Below are 18,173 nucleotides of genomic sequence, written 5' to 3'. Positions count from 1 at the left end.
CGCAAAGCGCGCTAACCGCCATATCTCGACAGCGAGGGTCGCGTCTGATAGAGCAAGAGGTTTTATTACCTCTTACTGTAAGAAACTATCTCGCACCGACATTCGGGTGCGTCGCGGCCTTCGTTTCGGGTGCTCAAAGGGCGTGTTTAGGCTAGAATGCACGGCCTCAAAGCACACCCCCTTCCCGAGGCTGTCCCGACGATGTTGATCCTGCGTGGTGCTCCCGCCCTTTCCGCCTTCCGCCACAAGAAATTACTTGAGCAGCTGAACGATAAGGTTCCGGCTGTCAGTGGCCTGTACGCTGAATTCGCCCACTTCGCTGAGGTTACCGGCGTCCTGACCGAGGACGAGCAGCAAGTCCTTGCCCGACTGTTGAAATACGGCCCGAGCGTGCCGGTTCAGGAGCCTCGCGGTCGTCTGTTCCTGGTGTTGCCACGTTTCGGCACCATTTCGCCGTGGTCGAGCAAGGCCACCGATATCGCGCGTAACTGCAGCCTGACCAGGATCCAACGCATCGAGCGCGGTATTGCCTTTTATGTGGAAGGCCAGTTTAGCGACGCCGACGCGCAGCTCATTGCCGACAGCCTGCACGACCGCATGACTCAGCTGGTGCTGGGCGCGCTGGAAGAGGCCGCCGGTCTGTTCAGCCACGCCACGCCCAAGCCGCTTACTGCTGTCGACGTATTGGGTGGCGGTCGTGCCGCGCTGGAAAAAGCCAACGTCGAGCTTGGCCTGGCCCTGGCCGAAGACGAAATCGATTATCTGGTCGATGCGTTCATTGGCCTCAAGCGCAACCCGCACGACATCGAATTGATGATGTTCGCCCAGGCGAACTCCGAACACTGCCGTCACAAGATCTTCAACGCCAGTTGGGACATCGACGGCCAGAGCCAGGAAAAAAGCCTGTTCGGCATGATCAAGAACACCTATCAGATGCATAACGAGGGCGTTCTTTCTGCTTATAAGGACAACGCCTCGGTGATCGTCGGCAACGTCGCCGGCCGCTTCTTCCCGAACCCTGAAACCCGTCAGTACGGCGCGGTGCAGGAGCCGGTGCACATTCTGATGAAGGTCGAGACCCACAACCACCCGACGGCGATCGCTCCATTCCCGGGCGCATCCACCGGTTCCGGCGGCGAGATCCGCGACGAAGGCGCAACCGGCCGTGGCGCCAAGCCGAAAGCGGGCCTGACCGGCTTCACTGTTTCCAACCTGAACATTCCGGGTTTCGAACAGCCTTGGGAAAAGCCTTATGGCAAACCCGAGCGCATCGTTACCCCGTTGGACATCATGATCGAGGGCCCGCTGGGCGGCGCGGCGTTCAACAATGAATTCGGTCGTCCGGCCCTGACCGGCTATTTCCGTACGTTCGAGCAATCCATCAATACCCCTCACGGCGAAGAAGTCCGCGGATACCACAAGCCGATCATGCTGGCGGGCGGCATGGGCAATATCCGTGAAGAGCACGTGCAGAAGGGCGAAATTACCGTCGGCGCCAAGCTGATCGTGCTCGGTGGCCCGGCCATGCTGATCGGTCTGGGCGGTGGCGCGGCCTCGTCCATGGCCACTGGTACCAGCTCTGCCGATCTGGACTTCGCTTCGGTTCAGCGTGAAAACCCTGAAATGGAACGCCGTTGCCAGGAGGTCATCGACCGTTGCTGGCAGTTGGGTGACAAGAACCCGATCTCCTTCGTCCACGACGTCGGCGCGGGCGGGCTGTCCAACGCCTTCCCGGAACTGGTCAACGATGGCGGCCGCGGCGGTCGCTTCGAACTGCGCAACGTGCCGAACGACGAGCCAGGCATGGCGCCGCTGGAAATCTGGAGCAACGAGTCGCAGGAACGTTACGTCCTGGCCGTCAGCGCTCCTGATTTCGAGCGCTTCAAGGCCATCTGCGAACGTGAGCGCTGCCCGTTCGCGGTCGTCGGTGAAGCCACCGAAGAGCCGCAACTGACCGTCACCGACAGCCACTTCGGCAACAGTCCCGTGGACATGCCGCTCGAAGTGCTGCTGGGCAAGGCGCCGCGCATGCACCGTTCGGCCAGCCGCGAAGCGGAGCTTGGCGACGATTTTGACCCGAGCACGCTGGACCTGGAAGAAAGCGTACAGCGCGTGCTGCACCACCCGGCCGTTGCCAGCAAGAACTTCCTGATTACCATCGGCGACCGCAGCATTACCGGTCTGGTCAATCGCGATCAGATGGTTGGCCCGTGGCAAGTTCCGGTGGCTGACGTTGCCGTGACCGCCACCAGTTTCGACGTCTACACCGGTGAAGCGATGGCCATGGGCGAGCGCACGCCGCTGGCCCTGCTGGATGCACCGGCGTCCGGCCGCATGGCGATTGGCGAGACCCTGACCAACATCGCGGCCTCACGCATCGAGAAGATTTCCGACATCAAACTGTCGGCCAACTGGATGTCCGCTGCCGGTCACCCAGGTGAAGACGCGCGTCTGTACGACACCGTGAAAGCGGTGGGCATGGAGCTGTGCCCTGAGCTGGGCATCACCATTCCGGTGGGCAAGGACTCGATGTCCATGAAGACCCGCTGGAGCGATGAAGGCGCGGAAAAAACCGTCACTTCGCCGCTGTCGCTGATCGTCACCGGCTTCGCGCCGGTCACTGATATCCGCAGCACCCTGACCCCACAGCTGCGCATGGACAAGGGCATTACCGACCTGATCCTGATCGACCTCGGTCGTGGTCAGAACCGCATGGGTGCGTCGATCCTCGCGCAGACCCACGGCAAGCTTGGCAAAGCCGCGCCGGACGTCGATGACGCTGAAGACCTGAAGGCTTTTTTCGCCGTGATTCAGGGCCTCAACGCCGACGGCCATCTGCTGGCCTACCACGACCGTTCCGACGGCGGCCTGATGACCACCGTGCTGGAAATGGCCTTCGCCGGTCATTGCGGCCTGAACCTGGAACTGGACACCCTGACCGGCAAGCGTGAAAAAATCGCGGCCATCCTCTTCAACGAAGAGCTGGGTGCGGTGATTCAGGTGCGTCAGGACGCGACTCCGGTCGTCCTCGCACAGTTCAGCGCTGCGGGCCTGGGCGAAGACTGCGTGGCGGTGATCGGTCAGCCGCTCAACAACGGCGAAGTGACCATCAGCCTGAACGGCGAAGCGCTGTTCAAGGGCGACCGTCGTCTGCTGCAACGTCAATGGAGCGAAACGAGCTATCAGATCCAGCGTCTGCGCGACAACGCCGACTGCGCCGATCAGGAGTTCGACGCCCTGCTGGAAGAAGACAACCCGGGCCTGAGCGTCAAGCTGGGCTATGACGTCAACGAAGACATCGCCGCGCCTTATATCAAGAAAGGTGTGCGGCCCCAGGTCGCCGTTCTGCGCGAGCAGGGCGTGAACGGTCAGGTGGAAATGGCAGCAGCCTTCGACCGCGCCGGCTTCGCCTCGGTTGACGTCCACATGAGCGACATCCTCGCCGGTCGTGTGGACCTGAACGACTTCAAAGGCCTGGTCGCCTGCGGCGGCTTCTCCTACGGCGACGTGCTTGGCGCCGGTGAGGGCTGGGCCAAGTCCGCGCTGTTCAACAGCCGTGCCCGCGACGCATTCCAGGGCTTCTTCCAGCGTACCGACAGCTTCGCGCTCGGCGTTTGCAACGGTTGCCAGATGATGTCCAACCTCAGCGAACTGATTCCGGGCAGCGAATTCTGGCCGCACTTCGTGCGCAACCGCTCCGAGCAGTTCGAAGGGCGCGTGGCGATGGTCGAAATCCAGAAGTCGGCGTCGATCTTCCTGCAAGGCATGGCGGGCTCCCGTATGCCGATTGCCATCGCTCACGGCGAAGGTCATGCGGAATTCAAATCGCCTGAGGCGCTGCTGGAAAGCGATCTGTCCGGCACCGTGGCGATGCGCTTCGTCGACAACCACGGCAAGGTCACCGAGGCCTATCCGGCCAACCCGAACGGCTCGCCGCGTGGTATCACCGGCCTGACCACCCGCGACGGTCGCGTCACCATCATGATGCCGCACCCAGAGCGCGTATTCCGCGCTGTGGGCAACTCCTGGCGTCCGGATGAGTGGGCTGAAGATGGCGCTTGGATGCGGATGTTCCGCAATGCGCGGGTTTGGGTTAACTGATCGGGATGTACAAGCTCGCCTTCTTCGTTCCAGCCAGCCATGTGGAGCAGGTCAAGAGCGCATTGTTCGCCACCGGTGCGGGGCGAATTGGCGCTTATGACTGCTGCTCATGGCAGGTGCTCGGCCAAGGTCAGTTTCGCCCTTTGGACGGCAGTCAGCCGTTCATTGGGCAGGCGGGCGAGATCGAGTACGTCGAGGAATGGAAGGTCGAGTTGGTCGTCGCCGATGAGTTGATCAAGCAGGCGGTTGCTGCGCTGAAGATCAGCCACCCCTACGAAACACCGGCTTATGAAGTCTGGAAATTGGCGGATTTTTAAGCTTGCAATGTATCTTGTAGGAGCGCGCTTGCCCGCGATTGCGGTGTGTCAGTTACCCAATGCGTTACCGACAGATCGCAATCGCGGGAAGCGCGCATCCTAGAGGATGCTTAAGTCTTCCTCACCTCCATAAAACCCCGCAACGCCTCGCTCAACCCCTGAGCGCCATCCCCGACCAATACGTGCCATACCCCGTTGCCCAGGCTTCTAACCCCTTGCGATCCCAACGCTTCCAGCTGAACGGCCGCCAGCGATTGCCCATCCTTGAGCTGCACCCGCAGGCGTGTCATGGCCACGCACTCCACGTCCACCATGCCCTTGCCACCTAACGCCTTGAACCATTGCGCAGCTTGCGCGACATCCACAGGTTGGCGGGTTTCGGGCTCTGTCTGAACAGCGGCAACAGGCGATTTTGCCGCATGGGGCAGGGCATTGCGCAGCTCATCTGCGAGCCCGTCGGCCATTGGCCCGACCACCACCTGCAAACTCCCCGCATTACCCGGACGCACCACCGCCATCGCACCCAGCGCCTTCAGTTCAACGTCCAGTGCCTTGCTGCGATCGGCCAGTTGCAGACGCAGCCGGGTGGTACAAGCGTCTATCCCCAGCAGGTTTTCAGCGCCACCCAATGCCTGAATGTACGCGCCTGCTCGGTCACTTTGCGCAACGTGGGAGATGCTGACGGGGACCTGCTCACGTCCGGGCGTTCTGAGGTTGAAGCGCTTTATGCATTGGTCGAACACCACGTAATAAACCAGCGCGTAGGCCAGGCCCAGCGGGAACACCAGCCAGCCATTGGTGGACTTGCCCCAGCCCAGTGCCATGTCGATCGCGCCGCCGGAAAAGGTGAAGCCCAAATGAATGTTCAGCATGTTCGCCAGTGCCATGGAAAGCCCGGTCAACAGAGCGTGCAGCACATACAGCATCGGCGCGAGGAACATGAAGGCGAACTCGATGGGTTCGGTCACCCCCGTCAGCGCCGAGGTCAGCGCCATCGACAGCAGAATCCCGCCGATCAGCTTGCGTTGCTCCGGCAGCGCGTTGCGGTACATCGCAAGACACGCAGCGGGCAGGCCGAAGATCATCATCGGGAACATCCCGGTCATGAATTGGCCCGCATGAGGATCACCGGCGAAATAGCGCGCCAGATCGCCCGTGACCGCACGCCCGGTTTCCGGGTCGGTAAAGCTGCCGAAGACGAACCACACCAGGTTATTCAGGATGTGATGCAGCCCGGTGATGATCAGGATGCGGTTCATCACGCCAAAGAAGAACGCGCCGATGCTGCCGCTTTCCAGCATCAATTGGCCCAGCGTATTAATGCCTTGCTGAACCGGCGGCCAGATCAGGCCAAACAAAAGTCCCAGCACCACCGCCGACAACCCGGTCACGATCGGCACGAATCGTCGGCCGCCGAAGAACGCCAGATACTCCGGCAGGGCAATTTCCTTGAATCGGTTATACATCGCGCCGCCCAACAGCCCGGCGATGATGCCGGCGAGCATACCCATGTCGATGTGCGGGTCGAGCACCTTGAGCGTCGAGGTCATCACCAGATAACCAATCGCCCCCGCCAGCCCGGCGGTGCCATTGTTGTCGCGGGCAAAACCCACGGCGATACCGATGGCGAAGATCAGCGCCAGGTTACTGAAGATCGCGTTACCGGCCGAGTGGATGATGGCGACGTCCAGCAGATCGGTGTCGCCCAGACGCAGCAAGAGACCTGCAATCGGCAGAATCGCGATGGGCAGCATCAACGCCCGGCCCAGTCGCTGTAACCCTTCGATGAAGTGTTGGTACACGGCGTCTCTCCTTGGGGTTCTGGTTGTTTTCTTGTTCTTGAGGTCAGGGCCTCAGGCGTTCTGTACAGCAACAGCGCTGCGTGTCAGGGCTTGTGTCTGAAAGATGCTGCAGGCCGCGCGTACATCCTCGGCGCTGCTCAGCCCCAGCAGATGCTGAGCCAGGGCCTGACATTGGCGGGTGTCCAGTTCGCGCACCTGTGCCTTGATTTCAGCGACCTGGGGCGGACTCACCGACAATTCCCGTACACCCAGCCCGATCAAAGCGGCTGTCGCCAGAGGATCCGACGCCAGCGCGCCGCACACGCCCACCCAGCGGCCTTTGCTTTCGGCAGCGCTGCAAGTCATGGCGATCAGCCGCAACAGTGCGGGATGCAGAGCGTCAACGCGCGCGGCAAGTCCGGCATGGTCGCGATCCATCGCCAGGGTGTATTGCGACAGGTCGTTGGTGCCGATGGACAGAAAATCCGCGTGCTCGGCCAGTTGTCCGGCCAACAAGGCAGCGGAGGGTACTTCGACCATCACGCCCAGTTCAGGGCGTTCGCTGATGCCTGCTTCCTGAGCCAGCTCGTCGATCCGTGCCCGCACCGCCAGCAACTCGCCGACTTTTGTGATCATCGGCAACAGAATGCGGCATCGCGCCAGAGGCTTGACCCGCAGCAATGCGCGCAGTTGCTGGTCAAGCAGCTCGGGACGCGCCTGACCGAGACGGATCCCCCGCAGCCCCAGCACCGGGTTGGCTTCGACAGGTAATGGCAGGTACTCGAGTTGCTTGTCGCCACCGACGTCGATGGTGCGGATGATCACCGGTTTTTCCGGCATCGCGTCGAGCACCGCTTGATAGGCCGACAGCTGTTCGTCTTCGGTTGGCGCGGTGCTGCGGTCGACAAAGAGGAATTCGGTGCGCAGCAGGCCCACGCCGTCCGCGCCGTTGAGTTGTGCATTTTCGGCATCACCTCGGGAGGCGACGTTGGCGGCGATATCGACGCTCGCGCCGTCCTGGGTCTGTGCGGGAAGATGCGCGTGTTGCTGTTGACGTTGGCGTTGTTCGAAGCGTTGCGTGCGAAGGGTCTGAATTTCTTGCAGGCGTGCCGCGTCGGGCTTGAGTTCAAGACGAGCGTGGTCGGCGTCCAGCACCACTTCCTGGCCCGCTGCAACATCGAGCACACCGGCGCCCAGCGCCACCAGACAAGGCAAGCCCTTGCTGCGGGCAAGAATGGCGACGTGAGACGTAGCGCCACCTTCGGCCATGCAAATCCCGCCGATTGCGCATTGCGCCAGCATTAACAGGTCGGAGGGTGTCAGCTCGCGAGCGACGACGATCGCGCCGGCTGGAACTTCGACATTGCGGGCATCCCCAAGCAGTGTCAGCAGCAGGCGCTGACGCAGGTCGCGAAGATCGTTGGCGCGTTCGGCGAGTAACGCATTGCCGAGTGTCTCCAGCACCGTGCATTGAACCAGTACCGCCTCGCTCCAGGCGTGCGCCGCGCTGTGACCTTGAGCAATGGCATCATAGGCGGCGTCGAGCAGCGCGGGGTCTTCGAGCATTGCCAGGTGAGTGGCGAAGATCGCGCTCTGTTCGTGATGATCATGATCCAGAGAACTGCCGATGTCGGCACGTACCTGCACTAGCGCTTCGCTCAGAATCTGACGTTGCTCGTCAGGGCGATGTCCACCTGAATCTTCTTCCAGCTCAAGGGTGTCGAGCCGGAACAGCGGGCCGCTGACCAGACCGGGAGAAGCAATGACGCCGCTCAACACCCCGGCTTCAGACTGCGTTGAGGTACGGAGCGGCAGAGCGGCCACTGGCGGTTTTTCGTCCGGCGAGGGTGTCGACAACGCCTTGAGCAGTGCCTGCAACGCGACCTCGCTGTCGTGGCCCAGACACACCACTTCCACTTCGTCTTGCTCGGCAACGCCGAGTCCCATCAGCCCGGTGACGCTGTCGGTCGAGGCGCGGGCGCCGGCGAAATGCAGTTCGACATGGCAGGCGAACTGGCGAGCGGTCTGACGTACCAGCGCGGCGGGGCGGGCGTGCAGGCCGCCATGGTGGGCAACACGAATGCTGCCTCTGGCTTGTCTGGCGCGCACGTCGGTACTTGGGGCGTCTTCAGCGGTCTGGGTCAATGCTGTGACCGTCAGCAGAAGCTCGCCGACGTTGACTGAGCCATAGCCGCGGACAGGCGTCAGGCTGAACCGGTCGCCATTGAGCAGAACCAGCGGGCTGACCAGGCTGCGGCTGTTACGTGCGACCTTGTCCAGCTCGAAGCGCAGCAACGGCTGGCCTTCCTTTATCCTCTGACCGTCCTTTACCAACGCCTCAAAACCCTCGCCACCCAAGCCTACGGTGTCGATGCCCACATGCAGCAGCCATTCGCTGCCGTTGTCGGCTCGCAGGTTTACGGCGTGGCGAGTACGCGCGACATTGATGACCACCCCGGCGAACGGCGCGTGCAGCACATCGTCCAGCGGGTCGATGGCTAGACCGTCACCCAACGCGCCCTCGGCGAATACCAGGTCGGGAATCGTGGCCAGTTCCAATACCGCTCCGCTGAACGGGGCGCTGAACGTCATTTGATTATTCTTATGCATGACATTGTCCTTGCAGGCGTCGGTCGAAGCGGCGCGGAATCAACGGGTTTTAGTGACTTTGCTCAGGTGTCGCGGCTGATCCGGGTCCATTCCCCGTGCCTCGGCCAGGCCAGCGGCCATCACGTAGAAACTCTGGACGGCGAGGATCGGATCGAGCGCCGGATGATCGGCGCGGGTCAGTGTCAGATCACGTTGCGCAATGTCTTCCGGGGCCGCCAGCAATACCTTGGCACCGTGTTGACGCATGTCGGCGGCCAGCGTGAGTAAGCTGTCCTGTTCGGCGCCGCGAGTCGCGAAAATCAGCAATGGATATTGATCGTCGACCAGCGCCATCGGGCCGTGCCGCACTTCTGCGCTGCTGAAGGCTTCGGCCTGAATCGCCGAGGTTTCCTTGAACTTCAGCGCCGCTTCCTGAGCGATGGCAAAGCCGGTGCCACGACCAATCACCATCAGGCGCTGACAGTCGCGCAGCGCATCGATGGCCGCCGACCAGTCCTGGCGCGCGGCTTCGTGCAGGCGTTCTGGCAATGTCTGACCGGCCTGCAACAGCTGAACGTCCCGCTGCCAGTGCGCCACCAGACGCGCGCTGGCGCTCAATGTGGCAATGAAGCTTTTGGTGGCAGCGACGCTCAGTTCGGGTCCGGCGCTCAGCGGCAACGTGTATTCGCATGCCTGTTCGAGGGGCGAGTCTTCGGCGTTGACCATGGCGATGCTCAGCGCGCCGCACTCGCGCAGTTTGCGCAGGCTGTCCACCAGATCGGGGCTCTGGCCCGACTGCGAAAAGCCAATAGCGGCCTGGCCTTGAACTCGCATCGCAGAGCCGTGCAGGGTCACCACCGACATCGGTAGCGACGCCACCGGCACCCCCGTGAGCTGCATGGCCAGGTAGGCAAAGTAGCTGGCGGCGTGATCGGAACTGCCTCTGGCCACCGACACAATCACCTGCGGTTCAGACTTGCGCAGACGCTGTGCAACGTCGATCAACCGCGGTTCCAACACATCCAGCTGACGCCGAACCACATCGGCAGAGGCGAGCGCCTCATCAAGCATTTTTGAGTTCAAGGGTCTCTCCTTCGACCATGACAGCGGTGAGTTTCAGGTCGCGGTCCAGATATACCGCGTCGGCCCAATTGCCTTCTTGCAGACGACCGCGTTCGTCGATGCCGAGATAATCCGCGGGAAATTGCGACAGACGTTGTGAGGCTTCGGCCAGTGGCAGGCCGATCTTCACCAGATTGCGCAGCGCCTGATCCATGGTTAGCGTGCTGCCAGCCAGCGTGCCGTCAGCCAGACGCACGCCGCCCAGGCACTTGGTGACTGTGTGGCTGCCGAGCTTGTACTCACCATCGGGCATGCCGGTGGCGGCAGTGGAGTCCGTCACGCAGTACAGGCAGGGAATCGAGCGCAGGGCGACGCGAATCGCGCCGGGATGCACGTGCAACAGATCGGGAATCAACTCGGCGTATCGCGCATGGGCCAGCGCGGCACCGACGATGCCGGGCTCGCGGTGATGCAGCGAGCTCATGGCGTTGTACAGGTGGGTGAAGCTGGTAGCGCCGGCTTCCAGGGCTTTGACGCCTTCTTCGTAACTGCCTAGCGTGTGACCGATCTGCAGGCGCACGCCTCGGGATGACAAGGTTTTGATGAGCTCCACATGACCGGCAATTTCCGGGGCGATGGTGATCACCTTGACCGGCGCGAGCTGCAGGTAGTCTTCAACTTCGGCGAGCAACGCGGCGTGGGCATGGTTGGGCTGTGCGCCCAGTTTTCCGGGATTGATGTAGGGGCCTTCCAGATGCACGCCGAGCACGCGAGCGGTGTCTGACGCCCGGCGCTGACAATACCCGCCCAGTTGCTCAAGGATCTGCCGGATCTCGGCGGCAGGCGCTGTCATGGTGGTGGCCAGCAGCGAGGTCGTACCGAAACGTAGGTGCGTGCGGGCAATGGTGGCGAAACCGTCGGCGCCTTCCATGATGTCGCTGCCGCCGCCGCCGTGGACATGCAGGTCAATAAAGCCGGGCAGCAGATAGGGCAGGCGGTTGTCCTGCGGGTTGCAGGGGGTGCCCCGAATGCTCGTAACCCGGCCGTGGCGATGCTGCAACTGGCCGCGAATCCAGCCGTCGGGGGTGAGGATGTTGAAGTCGGACATGCGGGCTCCGTTGTGTTGGGCGCGCCTTATCTGCGCAGCTTTTTATCTACCAAGCGCCTTACCGGCGAAGCTTCTTATCCATGAAGTTTCTACCGACGCAGCTCTGCGACGAAATCGTAGTAATCGTCGCGGCAGTAGGTGTCGGTCAGCTCAATGGGCGTGTTGTCGGCCAGATAGCCGATACGGGTCATCAGCAACATGGCAGTACCGGTTTCGATGCCGACCAGCGCGGCCATTTCGGCGGATGCGTTAATCGCGCGGATGTGTTGCAGGGCGCGCACCACCGGGCGCCCGATCGAGTCGAGATGGGCGTAGAGCGAATCGCCGATGGCTTCCGGTTCGGGCAGCAAGGCGGTGGGCAGGGCGCTGAATTCAACCGCCATGACGATGCCGTCGGCCTTGCGCAAACGCTTGAGCCGCGTGATTTTTTCGGTGGGTGACAGGCTCAGCCGGATCAGTTCCTCGTGGGTTGGCAGGGCGATATCGCGCTCCAGCCACTGGGAGCTGGGGGTAAAGCCCTTCAATCGCAGCATTTCACTGAAGCTGGACAGGCGTGACAGCGGCTGCTCCAAGCGAGGAGTGATAAACGTGCCCGAACCCTGGCTGCGACGAATCAGGCCCTGCTCCAGCAGAATCTCCAGCGCTTTACGTGCGGTCACCCGAGAAATATTCAGGCTTTCGCTGAGACTGCGCTCGGATGGCAACGCCTGCTCGGCCTTCCACTGTCCGGCATGGATAGCCGCTTCCAGTTTGCGCGCCAGTTGCAGGTACAGCGGCGTCGGCTGGCTGTCGTCGGGACGCAGAGCGAGAATCGAATTCATGAGGGGGTCCGAAGTGTTGGTGGTTGTTTTTCGGAGAATTTGGCTGAAAGTAATACCACTTGCATACCACGTCAATGGGGCTGGTGTCAGATGGGCGAGCTTTTGGTCACACTATGGTGACGTTGCACGAGAGAGAGGCTTGGGTTTATCGATTGGAACGCAGGCTGCTTTCGATTCTGGCCGGGAGGCCGTAGGAGCAAGCTTGCTCGCGATCTGGCGCGAAGCGGCAGTAAACCAGGCGCATTGGCCGTGTCAGACACGTTGCCCAGGTAGGCGCTACTGCCGCTTCGCGCCAGATCGCGGGTAAGCCACGCTCCTACGCCCTCCGGGCAGAGGCAGTGTGCGGTGATTGGGGAAAGAAAGGATGACTGGTATCTAACTGGTTCAGGCCTAAGGCCGAATCTCGATCATCGTGCCGTCCTTGACCAGATCCCACACCTCACGAATGTCGCTGTTCTTCATGGCGATGCAGCCGTTGGTCCAGTCCAGCGTCTGGAAATACCACTCCGGGTAATCCACGTCGACCGGCGTGCCGTGGATCATGATCATGCTTCCGGGGTTCACGCCTTCGCGGCGGGCCCGTGCCGAATCGGAGATGTTGGGGTAGGAAATGTGCAGCGACAGGTTGTAGGCATCGCTGGTCTTGCGGTAGTCCAGCCAGTAGAAACCTTCTGGCGTGCGCTGGTCGCCTTCCTGCAGCTTCGGTCCCCTTGGCGCCTTGCCCAGCGAGATTCGATAGGTTTTCAAAGCTTCGCCCTTGCTCATCAACTGCAGCTGATGCGCGGATTTGAGGATCAGGATCTTGTCGATGATGCGGTTGCTGATGTCCTGGGTATCCACCACCTTACCGTCGACGAATTTCTGCTCACTGCCCTTGGGCACGATGGTCTGAGTGAACGCGGCCTGCGACAGCGGGACGAACGACAGACATAGGACGGCGAGCAACCAACGCATTTTCAACGGTATCCCTGAAGCCTGCGCATCAATCGCGCGTGGTCATCTGATCAAGTGGTTTGGAGAGGGGCACGACGGTAAGACAATCGGTATGCACCGGGAATTCTTGATGCCGCCGGTCTACAAAATAGTATTCAAGGGTGCGTCTGACGGTATTGAACGCCAGCTCCGACCATGGGATATCGACTTCGTCAAATAGCTTCACCTCAAGGCTTTCAACGCCCGCGGCGAAATCCGCGCTGGCCATGTTGGCGCGGTAGAAGATATGCACCTGGCTGATGTGCGGCACGTCGATCATCGCGTACAGGTGCAGGTCTTCCAGCACCGCGCAGGCTTCCTCGACGGTTTCCCGACGCGCGGCCTGGTCGACGCTCTCGCCGTTTTCCATAAAGCCCGCTGGCAGCGTCCAGTAACCCAGGCGCGGTTCGATGGCGCGGCGGCACAGCAGCACCTTGCCCTCCCAGACCGGCAGCACGCCCGCGACGATGTTGGGGTTCTGGTAATGAATGGTATGGCAGTGCTCGCACACATAGCGCAGGCGGCTGTCGCCCTCGGGAATGCGCTGGATGAGCTGTTCGCCGCAATGGCTGCAGAATTTCATGATCGAATCGGGTTCCTGAAGTCAGCGGCTATCTTGGCGTGTGGCGCGGGTGATCGGCAAGGGGCGTCTTTCGACTAGCGGGCAAGGGGTTGGGCGCATCGACACTTTGGTGCATCATGCCGGACAGGCAACAAATCGAGAACCCTCATGCTGGACGAGTTACTTCGCCGTATAAGCGGCCACACGCCGGGCACTCTGGAGACGGACCAACGCTTTCCCGAGGCCGCAGTGCTGGTGCCCATTACTCGCAGCGACAAGCCGGAGCTGGTACTGACCCTGCGCGCCAGTGGCCTTTCCACGCACGGTGGCGAAGTGGCATTTCCCGGCGGGCGAAGGGACCCGGATGACCCCGATCTGGTGTTCACCGCATTGCGTGAGGCAGAGGAAGAAATCGGTCTGCCGCCCGGCCTGGTCGAGATCATCGGACCGCTCAGCCCACAGATTTCCAAGCACGGCATCAAGGTCACACCTTACGTCGGCTTCATTCCCGATTTCGTCGAATACAAGCCTAACGATGGCGAGATCGCCGCCGTCTTCAGTGTTCCTTTGGAATTTTTCCGTCAGGACGTCCGCGAGCACACGCACCGCATCGATCACCAGGGGCGCAGTTGGTATGTGCCGAGCTATCGTTTTGGCGAGTACAAAATCTGGGGCCTGACCGCGATCATGATTGTCGAACTGATGAACGTCTTGTTCGACAGTAATATCAGCCTGCACCACCCGCCCAAGTTTTCCGTTGCGATATCGAAGTCCTGATCAACACTTTTTCATACATCAGTGAGCCCCGCGCTCGACCCGCGGCCGCAGAGCCGACCATGAGGAAAACAATATGAAATACCGCCTGGGCAATGCCCGCGTCGAAGCCCATCCGCAAAGCTGGATCGCCCCCACCGCTACATTGATCGGCAATGTCCGTTTGCAAGCCAATGCCAGCGTCTGGTTCGGCGCGGTGCTGCGCGGCGACAACGAACTGATCGACATCGGCGAGAACAGCAACGTGCAGGATGGCACGGTTATGCACACCGACATGGGCTCGCCGCTGACCATCGGCAAGAATGTGACCATCGGCCATAACGTCATGCTGCATGGCTGCACCGTAGGCGACAACACGCTGATCGGCATCAACTCGGTGATCCTCAACGGCGCAAAGATCGGCAAATACTGCATCATCGGCGCCAATGCATTGATCGCTGAAGGCAAGGTAATTCCCGATGGATCATTGGTTATGGGCTCACCGGGCAAGATCGTGCGTGAGCTGACCGACGCGCAGAAAAAAATGCTCGAAGCCAGCGCTGCTCACTACGTTCACAATGCGCAGCGTTACGCACGGGATCTGGCGCCTCAGGAAGATTGATGCCCACCGACCACACAGATGAAATCCTGCCTCACGCCACCCACGAAAAACCCGTGCGCTCGCCTTGCGTGAGCATCTGCGCGCTGGATGAAGCCGACATCTGCGTTGGCTGCCAGCGCACCGTCGCGGAGATCACCAGGTGGGTGCGCATGAGCAACGAAGAGCGGCGCGCCGTGTTGGCGCTCTGCGGCGAACGCGCGCGGGTCGGCGGGTTGATGTTTTCGGTGGGTGGGGATTAGCGCCATTCCCTGTAGGAGCGCCCCCGCAATGGCGTAGGGACAGGTACGTCGATGTTGGATGCCCCACCGCATTCGCTGCCGTCGTAACCTCCGACGTCTCCCACGCAGGCTGTGTAAAAACCTCGACGAAAGATTGAATTGCCCGTTCCTGCGTAAATTCTAAAAAAAGATCGGCCGGTGTGCGGACCTTGAATATACGTAGCGGCGCAATTTACAGTCATTTTTTAATCAGTCACTGAGCTGCTGAGGTTTTCACGCACCCCGCGCAGGTATTGCGGTGTTGGGAGGATGTGCGGCGGCGATCATCGGATCGCCCGTCCGCCGCTACACCCCATTTCCCGACCTTCGTGGTAAATTGCGCGCCTTTCTCCCCTGCGGTTGCTCGCACATGACGGGCTGCCCTCGATATCTGCTCCACGAGGACCTGAGATGACTCAAATCGGAACTCCACTGTCGCCGACCGCGACCCGCGTTTTGCTCTGCGGTTGCGGCGAGCTTGGCAAGGAGGTGGTGATCGAACTGCAACGCCTGGGCGTTGAAGTGATTGCCGTCGACCGTTACGCCAACGCTCCGGCCATGCAGGTCGCGCACCGCAGCCATGTGATCAACATGCTCGACGGCGCCGCACTGCGTGCCGTTATCGAGGCCGAGAAGCCGCATTACATCGTCCCGGAAATCGAAGCCATCGCCACTGCGACACTGGTTGAGCTGGAGTTCGAGGGTTTTACCGTGATCCCGACCGCGCGGGCCGCGCAGCTGACCATGAACCGCGAAGGCATTCGCCGTCTGGCCGCTGAAGAACTGGACCTGCCGACCTCTCCCTACCACTTCGCCGACACCTTCGAGGATTACAGGAAGGCCGTTGAAGACCTGGGCTTCCCGTGCGTGGTCAAGCCGGTCATGAGTTCGTCGGGCAAGGGCCAGAGCCTGCTCAAGACCGAAGGCGATATCCAGAAAGCGTGGGATTACGCGCAGGAAGGCGGGCGTGCCGGTAAAGGCCGTGTGATCATCGAAGGCTTCATTGATTTCGACTACGAAATCACCCTGCTGACCGTGCGTCACGTCGGCGGCACCACCTTCTGTGCGCCGGTCGGCCATCGTCAGGAGAAGGGCGACTATCAGGAATCCTGGCAGCCTCAGGCGATGAGCCCGGTTGCGCTGGCCGAATCCGAGCGTGTGGCCAAGGCTGTCACCGAAGCGCTGGGCGGCCGTGGTCTGTTTGGCGTCGAGCTGTTCATCAAAGGCGATCAGGTGTGGTTCAGCGAAGTGTCGCCGCGTCCGCATGATACGGGTCTGGTGACCCTGATCTCGCAGGACCTGTCGCAGTTCGCGCTGCACGCCCGCGCCATTCTGGGCCTGCCGATTCCATTGATCCGCCAGTTCGGCCCTTCGGCCTCGGCGGTGATTCTGGTGGAAGGCCGGTCGACCCAGACGGCGTTCGCCAATCTGGAGCAGGCCCTGAGCGAGCCCGATACCGCGCTGCGTCTGTTCGGCAAACCGGAAGTCAACGGCCAGCGTCGCATGGGCGTGGCCCTGGCGCGTGACGAGTCCATTGAAGCCGCGCGCCGCAAGGCCACCCGCGCCTCGATGGCGGTGAAGGTACAGTTGTAACACCTTCACGTGATACAAAAACGGCGCCCTCAGGGGCGCCGTTTTTGATTGTGTTCCGCGCTCGCTGTAGGAGCGCGCATTACTCGATCGTATCCAGATCCGCATTGCGCGTTTCTTTCAAGCACAGCACCGCGATCAGGCTCAGCAACGCGGCCGCTGACACATACCCGCCGACCCAGCTCAAGCCGCCCATTTCCACCAGTTGCTGGGCGAAGAATGGCGCCACCGAAGCTCCGACAATGCCGCCGATGTTGTAGGCCGCCGACGCGCCGGTATACCGCACGCGCGTAGGAAACAGCTCCGGCAACATCGCGCCCATCGGCGCGAACGTCACGCCCATGAGAAACAGCTCGATAGACAGAAACAGCGTCACCGCCCAGGTCGTGCCGTGGGTCAGCAGCGGCTGCATCAGAAAGCCCGACAGGATCGCCAGCACGCCACCGATGATCAGCACCGGCTTGCGCCCGAAACGATCGCTCGCCCAGGCCGACAGTGGAGTCGCCAGCGCCATGAACAGCACCGCGAAGCACAGCATGGCGAGGAAGGATTCGCGGCTGTAGCCCAGGGTTTTGACTCCGTAACTCAGGGAAAACACGGTCGATATGTAGAACAGCGCATAGCACACCACCATCGACGCCGCCCCCAGCAGCATCGGCGCCCAATACTGCGCGAACAGCTCGGCGATCGGCATTTTCAGACGTTCATGACGGGCGATAGCCTTGGCGAAAATCGGTGTTTCCTCAAGCTTCAGCCGCACGTAGAGGCCGATCACCACCAGCACAGCGCTGAGCAGGAACGGAATGCGCCAACCCCATGAACGAAATTGCTCGTCGCTCAAGGTCATGGCCAGCGTCAGAAACAGGCCGTTCGCCACGAGGAAACCGATCGATGGGCCAAGCTGCGGAAACATACCGAACCAGGCGCGTTTGCCCTTCGGCGCGTTCTCGGTAGCCAGCAGCGCCGCGCCGCCCCATTCACCACCCAGCCCAAGACCTTGCCCGAAACGCAGCACGCACAGCAGGATAGGTGCCCACGAGCCGATGGCTTCATAGCCCGGCAGCACGCCGATCAGCGTGGTGCAGATGCCCATCAGCAGCAGCGAGGCGACCAGCGTTGACTTGCGCCCAATACGATCACCGAAGTGACCGAACAGCGCCGAACCCAACGGTCGAGCAAGAAAGGCGATGCCGAACGTCAGAAACGCCGACAGCATTTGTGCGGTACTGGAGGTCTGGGGGAAGAAGACCGGCCCGATCACCAGCGCAGCGGCTGTGGCGTAGACGTAGAAGTCGTAAAACTCGATGGCGGTGCCGATAAAGCTCGCAGTGGCGACACGGGTTGCGGAGTTGGCGGGACGTGCCTCGCGCTCTTCGCTCGAGGGGAAAGTGGATGTAGTGCTCATGCGGGTATCCCTGGCAGTCATCTTGCCTGTCAGCGGCAGACGCAAACGTGCTGCGCGTGCTGGGGCAATCGTTAATTATTTTGGGTACAGCGCTGAACAGACTAGCCCGGATGCGGGCGAGGCGACTGGCAATGCTCGGGATGAGAGCGGATCGGATTGTGTAACAACTGCTGCGCTTGGCAATTCTGCGTTAAAAACAGGCGAAAAATGCTCTTTTAGCGAGCTAACTGCTT

The 18,173-nt window shown here is 61.4% G+C and carries 14 protein-coding genes; 6 read left to right on the top strand and 8 right to left on the bottom strand.

All coding sequences use genetic code 11. The features are described from left to right. Positions 1 to 201: 201 nt before the first annotated feature. The gene (gene purL / locus CE491_RS19475) at positions 202 to 4,101 is read left to right on the top strand and encodes a phosphoribosylformylglycinamidine synthase (RefSeq protein WP_110949964.1); all 3,900 of its coding nucleotides are present in this window, start codon (positions 202 to 204) and stop codon (positions 4,099 to 4,101) included. 5 nt (positions 4,102 to 4,106) lie between these two features. Next, positions 4,107 to 4,418 carry a Nif3-like dinuclear metal center hexameric protein gene (locus CE491_RS19470; protein WP_110949963.1) on the top strand — a complete coding sequence of 104 codons (312 nt, stop codon included), beginning with the start codon at positions 4,107 to 4,109 and terminating at the stop codon, positions 4,416 to 4,418. A gap of 110 nt (positions 4,419 to 4,528) precedes the next feature. Here CE491_RS19470 and CE491_RS19465 read toward each other — a convergent pair whose 3' ends face one another. The 7 genes from CE491_RS19465 to CE491_RS19435 all read right to left on the bottom strand — a co-directional run bounded on the left by CE491_RS19465 (position 4,529) and on the right by CE491_RS19435 (position 13,334). Next, positions 4,529 to 6,172, bottom strand: coding sequence for a PTS transporter subunit EIIC (locus tag CE491_RS19465; protein WP_407681353.1), 1,644 nt, complete (start codon positions 6,170 to 6,172; stop codon positions 4,529 to 4,531). Positions 6,173 to 6,271: 99 nt separating this feature from the next. After that, a complete protein-coding gene (gene ptsP / locus CE491_RS19460) occupies positions 6,272 to 8,809 on the bottom strand; it encodes a phosphoenolpyruvate--protein phosphotransferase (RefSeq protein WP_110949961.1) in 2,538 nt (845 codons plus the stop codon). A gap of 39 nt (positions 8,810 to 8,848) precedes the next feature. Next, positions 8,849 to 9,871, bottom strand: coding sequence for an SIS domain-containing protein (locus CE491_RS19455; RefSeq protein ID WP_110949960.1), 1,023 nt, complete (start codon positions 9,869 to 9,871; stop codon positions 8,849 to 8,851). Further along, positions 9,852 to 10,958 (bottom strand): N-acetylglucosamine-6-phosphate deacetylase, encoded by a 1,107-nt coding sequence (gene nagA, locus CE491_RS19450; protein WP_110949959.1) that lies wholly within the window; start codon positions 10,956 to 10,958, stop codon positions 9,852 to 9,854. The genes CE491_RS19455 and nagA overlap by 20 nt, the downstream gene beginning before the upstream one ends. A gap of 89 nt (positions 10,959 to 11,047) precedes the next feature. Further along, entirely contained in the window at positions 11,048 to 11,779 is a 732-nt protein-coding gene (locus tag CE491_RS19445; RefSeq protein ID WP_110949958.1) for a GntR family transcriptional regulator, read from the bottom strand. A 390-nt stretch (positions 11,780 to 12,169) separates the two neighbouring features. Then, positions 12,170 to 12,733, bottom strand: coding sequence for a L,D-transpeptidase family protein (locus CE491_RS19440; RefSeq protein WP_110949957.1), 564 nt, complete (start codon positions 12,731 to 12,733; stop codon positions 12,170 to 12,172). 28 nt (positions 12,734 to 12,761) lie between these two features. Continuing rightward, the gene (locus CE491_RS19435; RefSeq protein WP_110949956.1) at positions 12,762 to 13,334 is read right to left on the bottom strand and encodes an NUDIX hydrolase; all 573 of its coding nucleotides are present in this window, start codon (positions 13,332 to 13,334) and stop codon (positions 12,762 to 12,764) included. 147 nt (positions 13,335 to 13,481) lie between these two features. Between CE491_RS19435 and CE491_RS19430 the strand changes: the two genes are divergently transcribed. The 4 genes from CE491_RS19430 to purT all read left to right on the top strand — a co-directional run bounded on the left by CE491_RS19430 (position 13,482) and on the right by purT (position 16,538). Continuing rightward, positions 13,482 to 14,090: a CoA pyrophosphatase gene (locus tag CE491_RS19430; RefSeq protein WP_110949955.1), complete on the top strand. Its 609-nt coding sequence runs from the start codon at positions 13,482 to 13,484 to the stop codon at positions 14,088 to 14,090. 73 nt (positions 14,091 to 14,163) lie between these two features. Continuing rightward, a complete protein-coding gene (locus CE491_RS19425; protein WP_110949954.1) occupies positions 14,164 to 14,688 on the top strand; it encodes a gamma carbonic anhydrase family protein in 525 nt (174 codons plus the stop codon). Then, on the top strand, positions 14,688 to 14,927 hold the full coding sequence (locus CE491_RS19420; protein WP_110949953.1) for a DUF1289 domain-containing protein: 240 nt from the start codon (positions 14,688 to 14,690) through the stop codon (positions 14,925 to 14,927). Before CE491_RS19425 ends, CE491_RS19420 begins: the two co-directional genes overlap by 1 nt. Positions 14,928 to 15,356: 429 nt before the next feature. Next, the gene (gene purT / locus CE491_RS19415; RefSeq protein WP_110949952.1) at positions 15,357 to 16,538 is read left to right on the top strand and encodes a formate-dependent phosphoribosylglycinamide formyltransferase; all 1,182 of its coding nucleotides are present in this window, start codon (positions 15,357 to 15,359) and stop codon (positions 16,536 to 16,538) included. A 79-nt stretch (positions 16,539 to 16,617) separates the two neighbouring features. Here the strand turns inward: purT and CE491_RS19410 are convergent, their stop codons facing one another. Beyond that, on the bottom strand, positions 16,618 to 17,940 hold the full coding sequence (locus CE491_RS19410; RefSeq protein ID WP_110949951.1) for an MFS transporter: 1,323 nt from the start codon (positions 17,938 to 17,940) through the stop codon (positions 16,618 to 16,620). Between the last annotated feature and the right edge of the window lie 233 nt (positions 17,941 to 18,173).

The sequence above is a fragment of the Pseudomonas bohemica genome, from assembly GCF_002934685.1.
GTDB lineage: Bacteria > Pseudomonadota > Gammaproteobacteria > Pseudomonadales > Pseudomonadaceae > Aquipseudomonas > Aquipseudomonas bohemica.
Note: the sequence above shows the minus strand (reverse complement) of the source record. Positions and strands in the feature narration are given on the sequence as shown.

Coding starts and splice junctions, on each gene's coding strand:
- CE491_RS19425 (WP_110949954.1), top strand. CDS start 14,164: ATGAAATACCGCCTGGGCAATGCCCGCGTCGAAGCCCATCCGCAAAGC.
- CE491_RS19465 (WP_407681353.1), bottom strand. CDS start 6,172: ATGCTGCCCATCGCGATTCTGCCGATTGCAGGTCTCTTGCTGCGTCTG.
- CE491_RS19410 (WP_110949951.1), bottom strand. CDS start 17,940: ATGAGCACTACATCCACTTTCCCCTCGAGCGAAGAGCGCGAGGCACGT.
- CE491_RS19445 (WP_110949958.1), bottom strand. CDS start 11,779: ATGAATTCGATTCTCGCTCTGCGTCCCGACGACAGCCAGCCGACGCCG.
- CE491_RS19470 (WP_110949963.1), top strand. CDS start 4,107: ATGTACAAGCTCGCCTTCTTCGTTCCAGCCAGCCATGTGGAGCAGGTC.
- CE491_RS19430 (WP_110949955.1), top strand. CDS start 13,482: ATGCTGGACGAGTTACTTCGCCGTATAAGCGGCCACACGCCGGGCACT.
- CE491_RS19435 (WP_110949956.1), bottom strand. CDS start 13,334: ATGAAATTCTGCAGCCATTGCGGCGAACAGCTCATCCAGCGCATTCCC.
- purT (WP_110949952.1), top strand. CDS start 15,357: ATGACTCAAATCGGAACTCCACTGTCGCCGACCGCGACCCGCGTTTTG.
- CE491_RS19420 (WP_110949953.1), top strand. CDS start 14,688: ATGCCCACCGACCACACAGATGAAATCCTGCCTCACGCCACCCACGAA.
- CE491_RS19440 (WP_110949957.1), bottom strand. CDS start 12,733: ATGCGTTGGTTGCTCGCCGTCCTATGTCTGTCGTTCGTCCCGCTGTCG.
- purL (WP_110949964.1), top strand. CDS start 202: ATGTTGATCCTGCGTGGTGCTCCCGCCCTTTCCGCCTTCCGCCACAAG.
- nagA (WP_110949959.1), bottom strand. CDS start 10,958: ATGTCCGACTTCAACATCCTCACCCCCGACGGCTGGATTCGCGGCCAG.
- ptsP (WP_110949961.1), bottom strand. CDS start 8,809: ATGCATAAGAATAATCAAATGACGTTCAGCGCCCCGTTCAGCGGAGCG.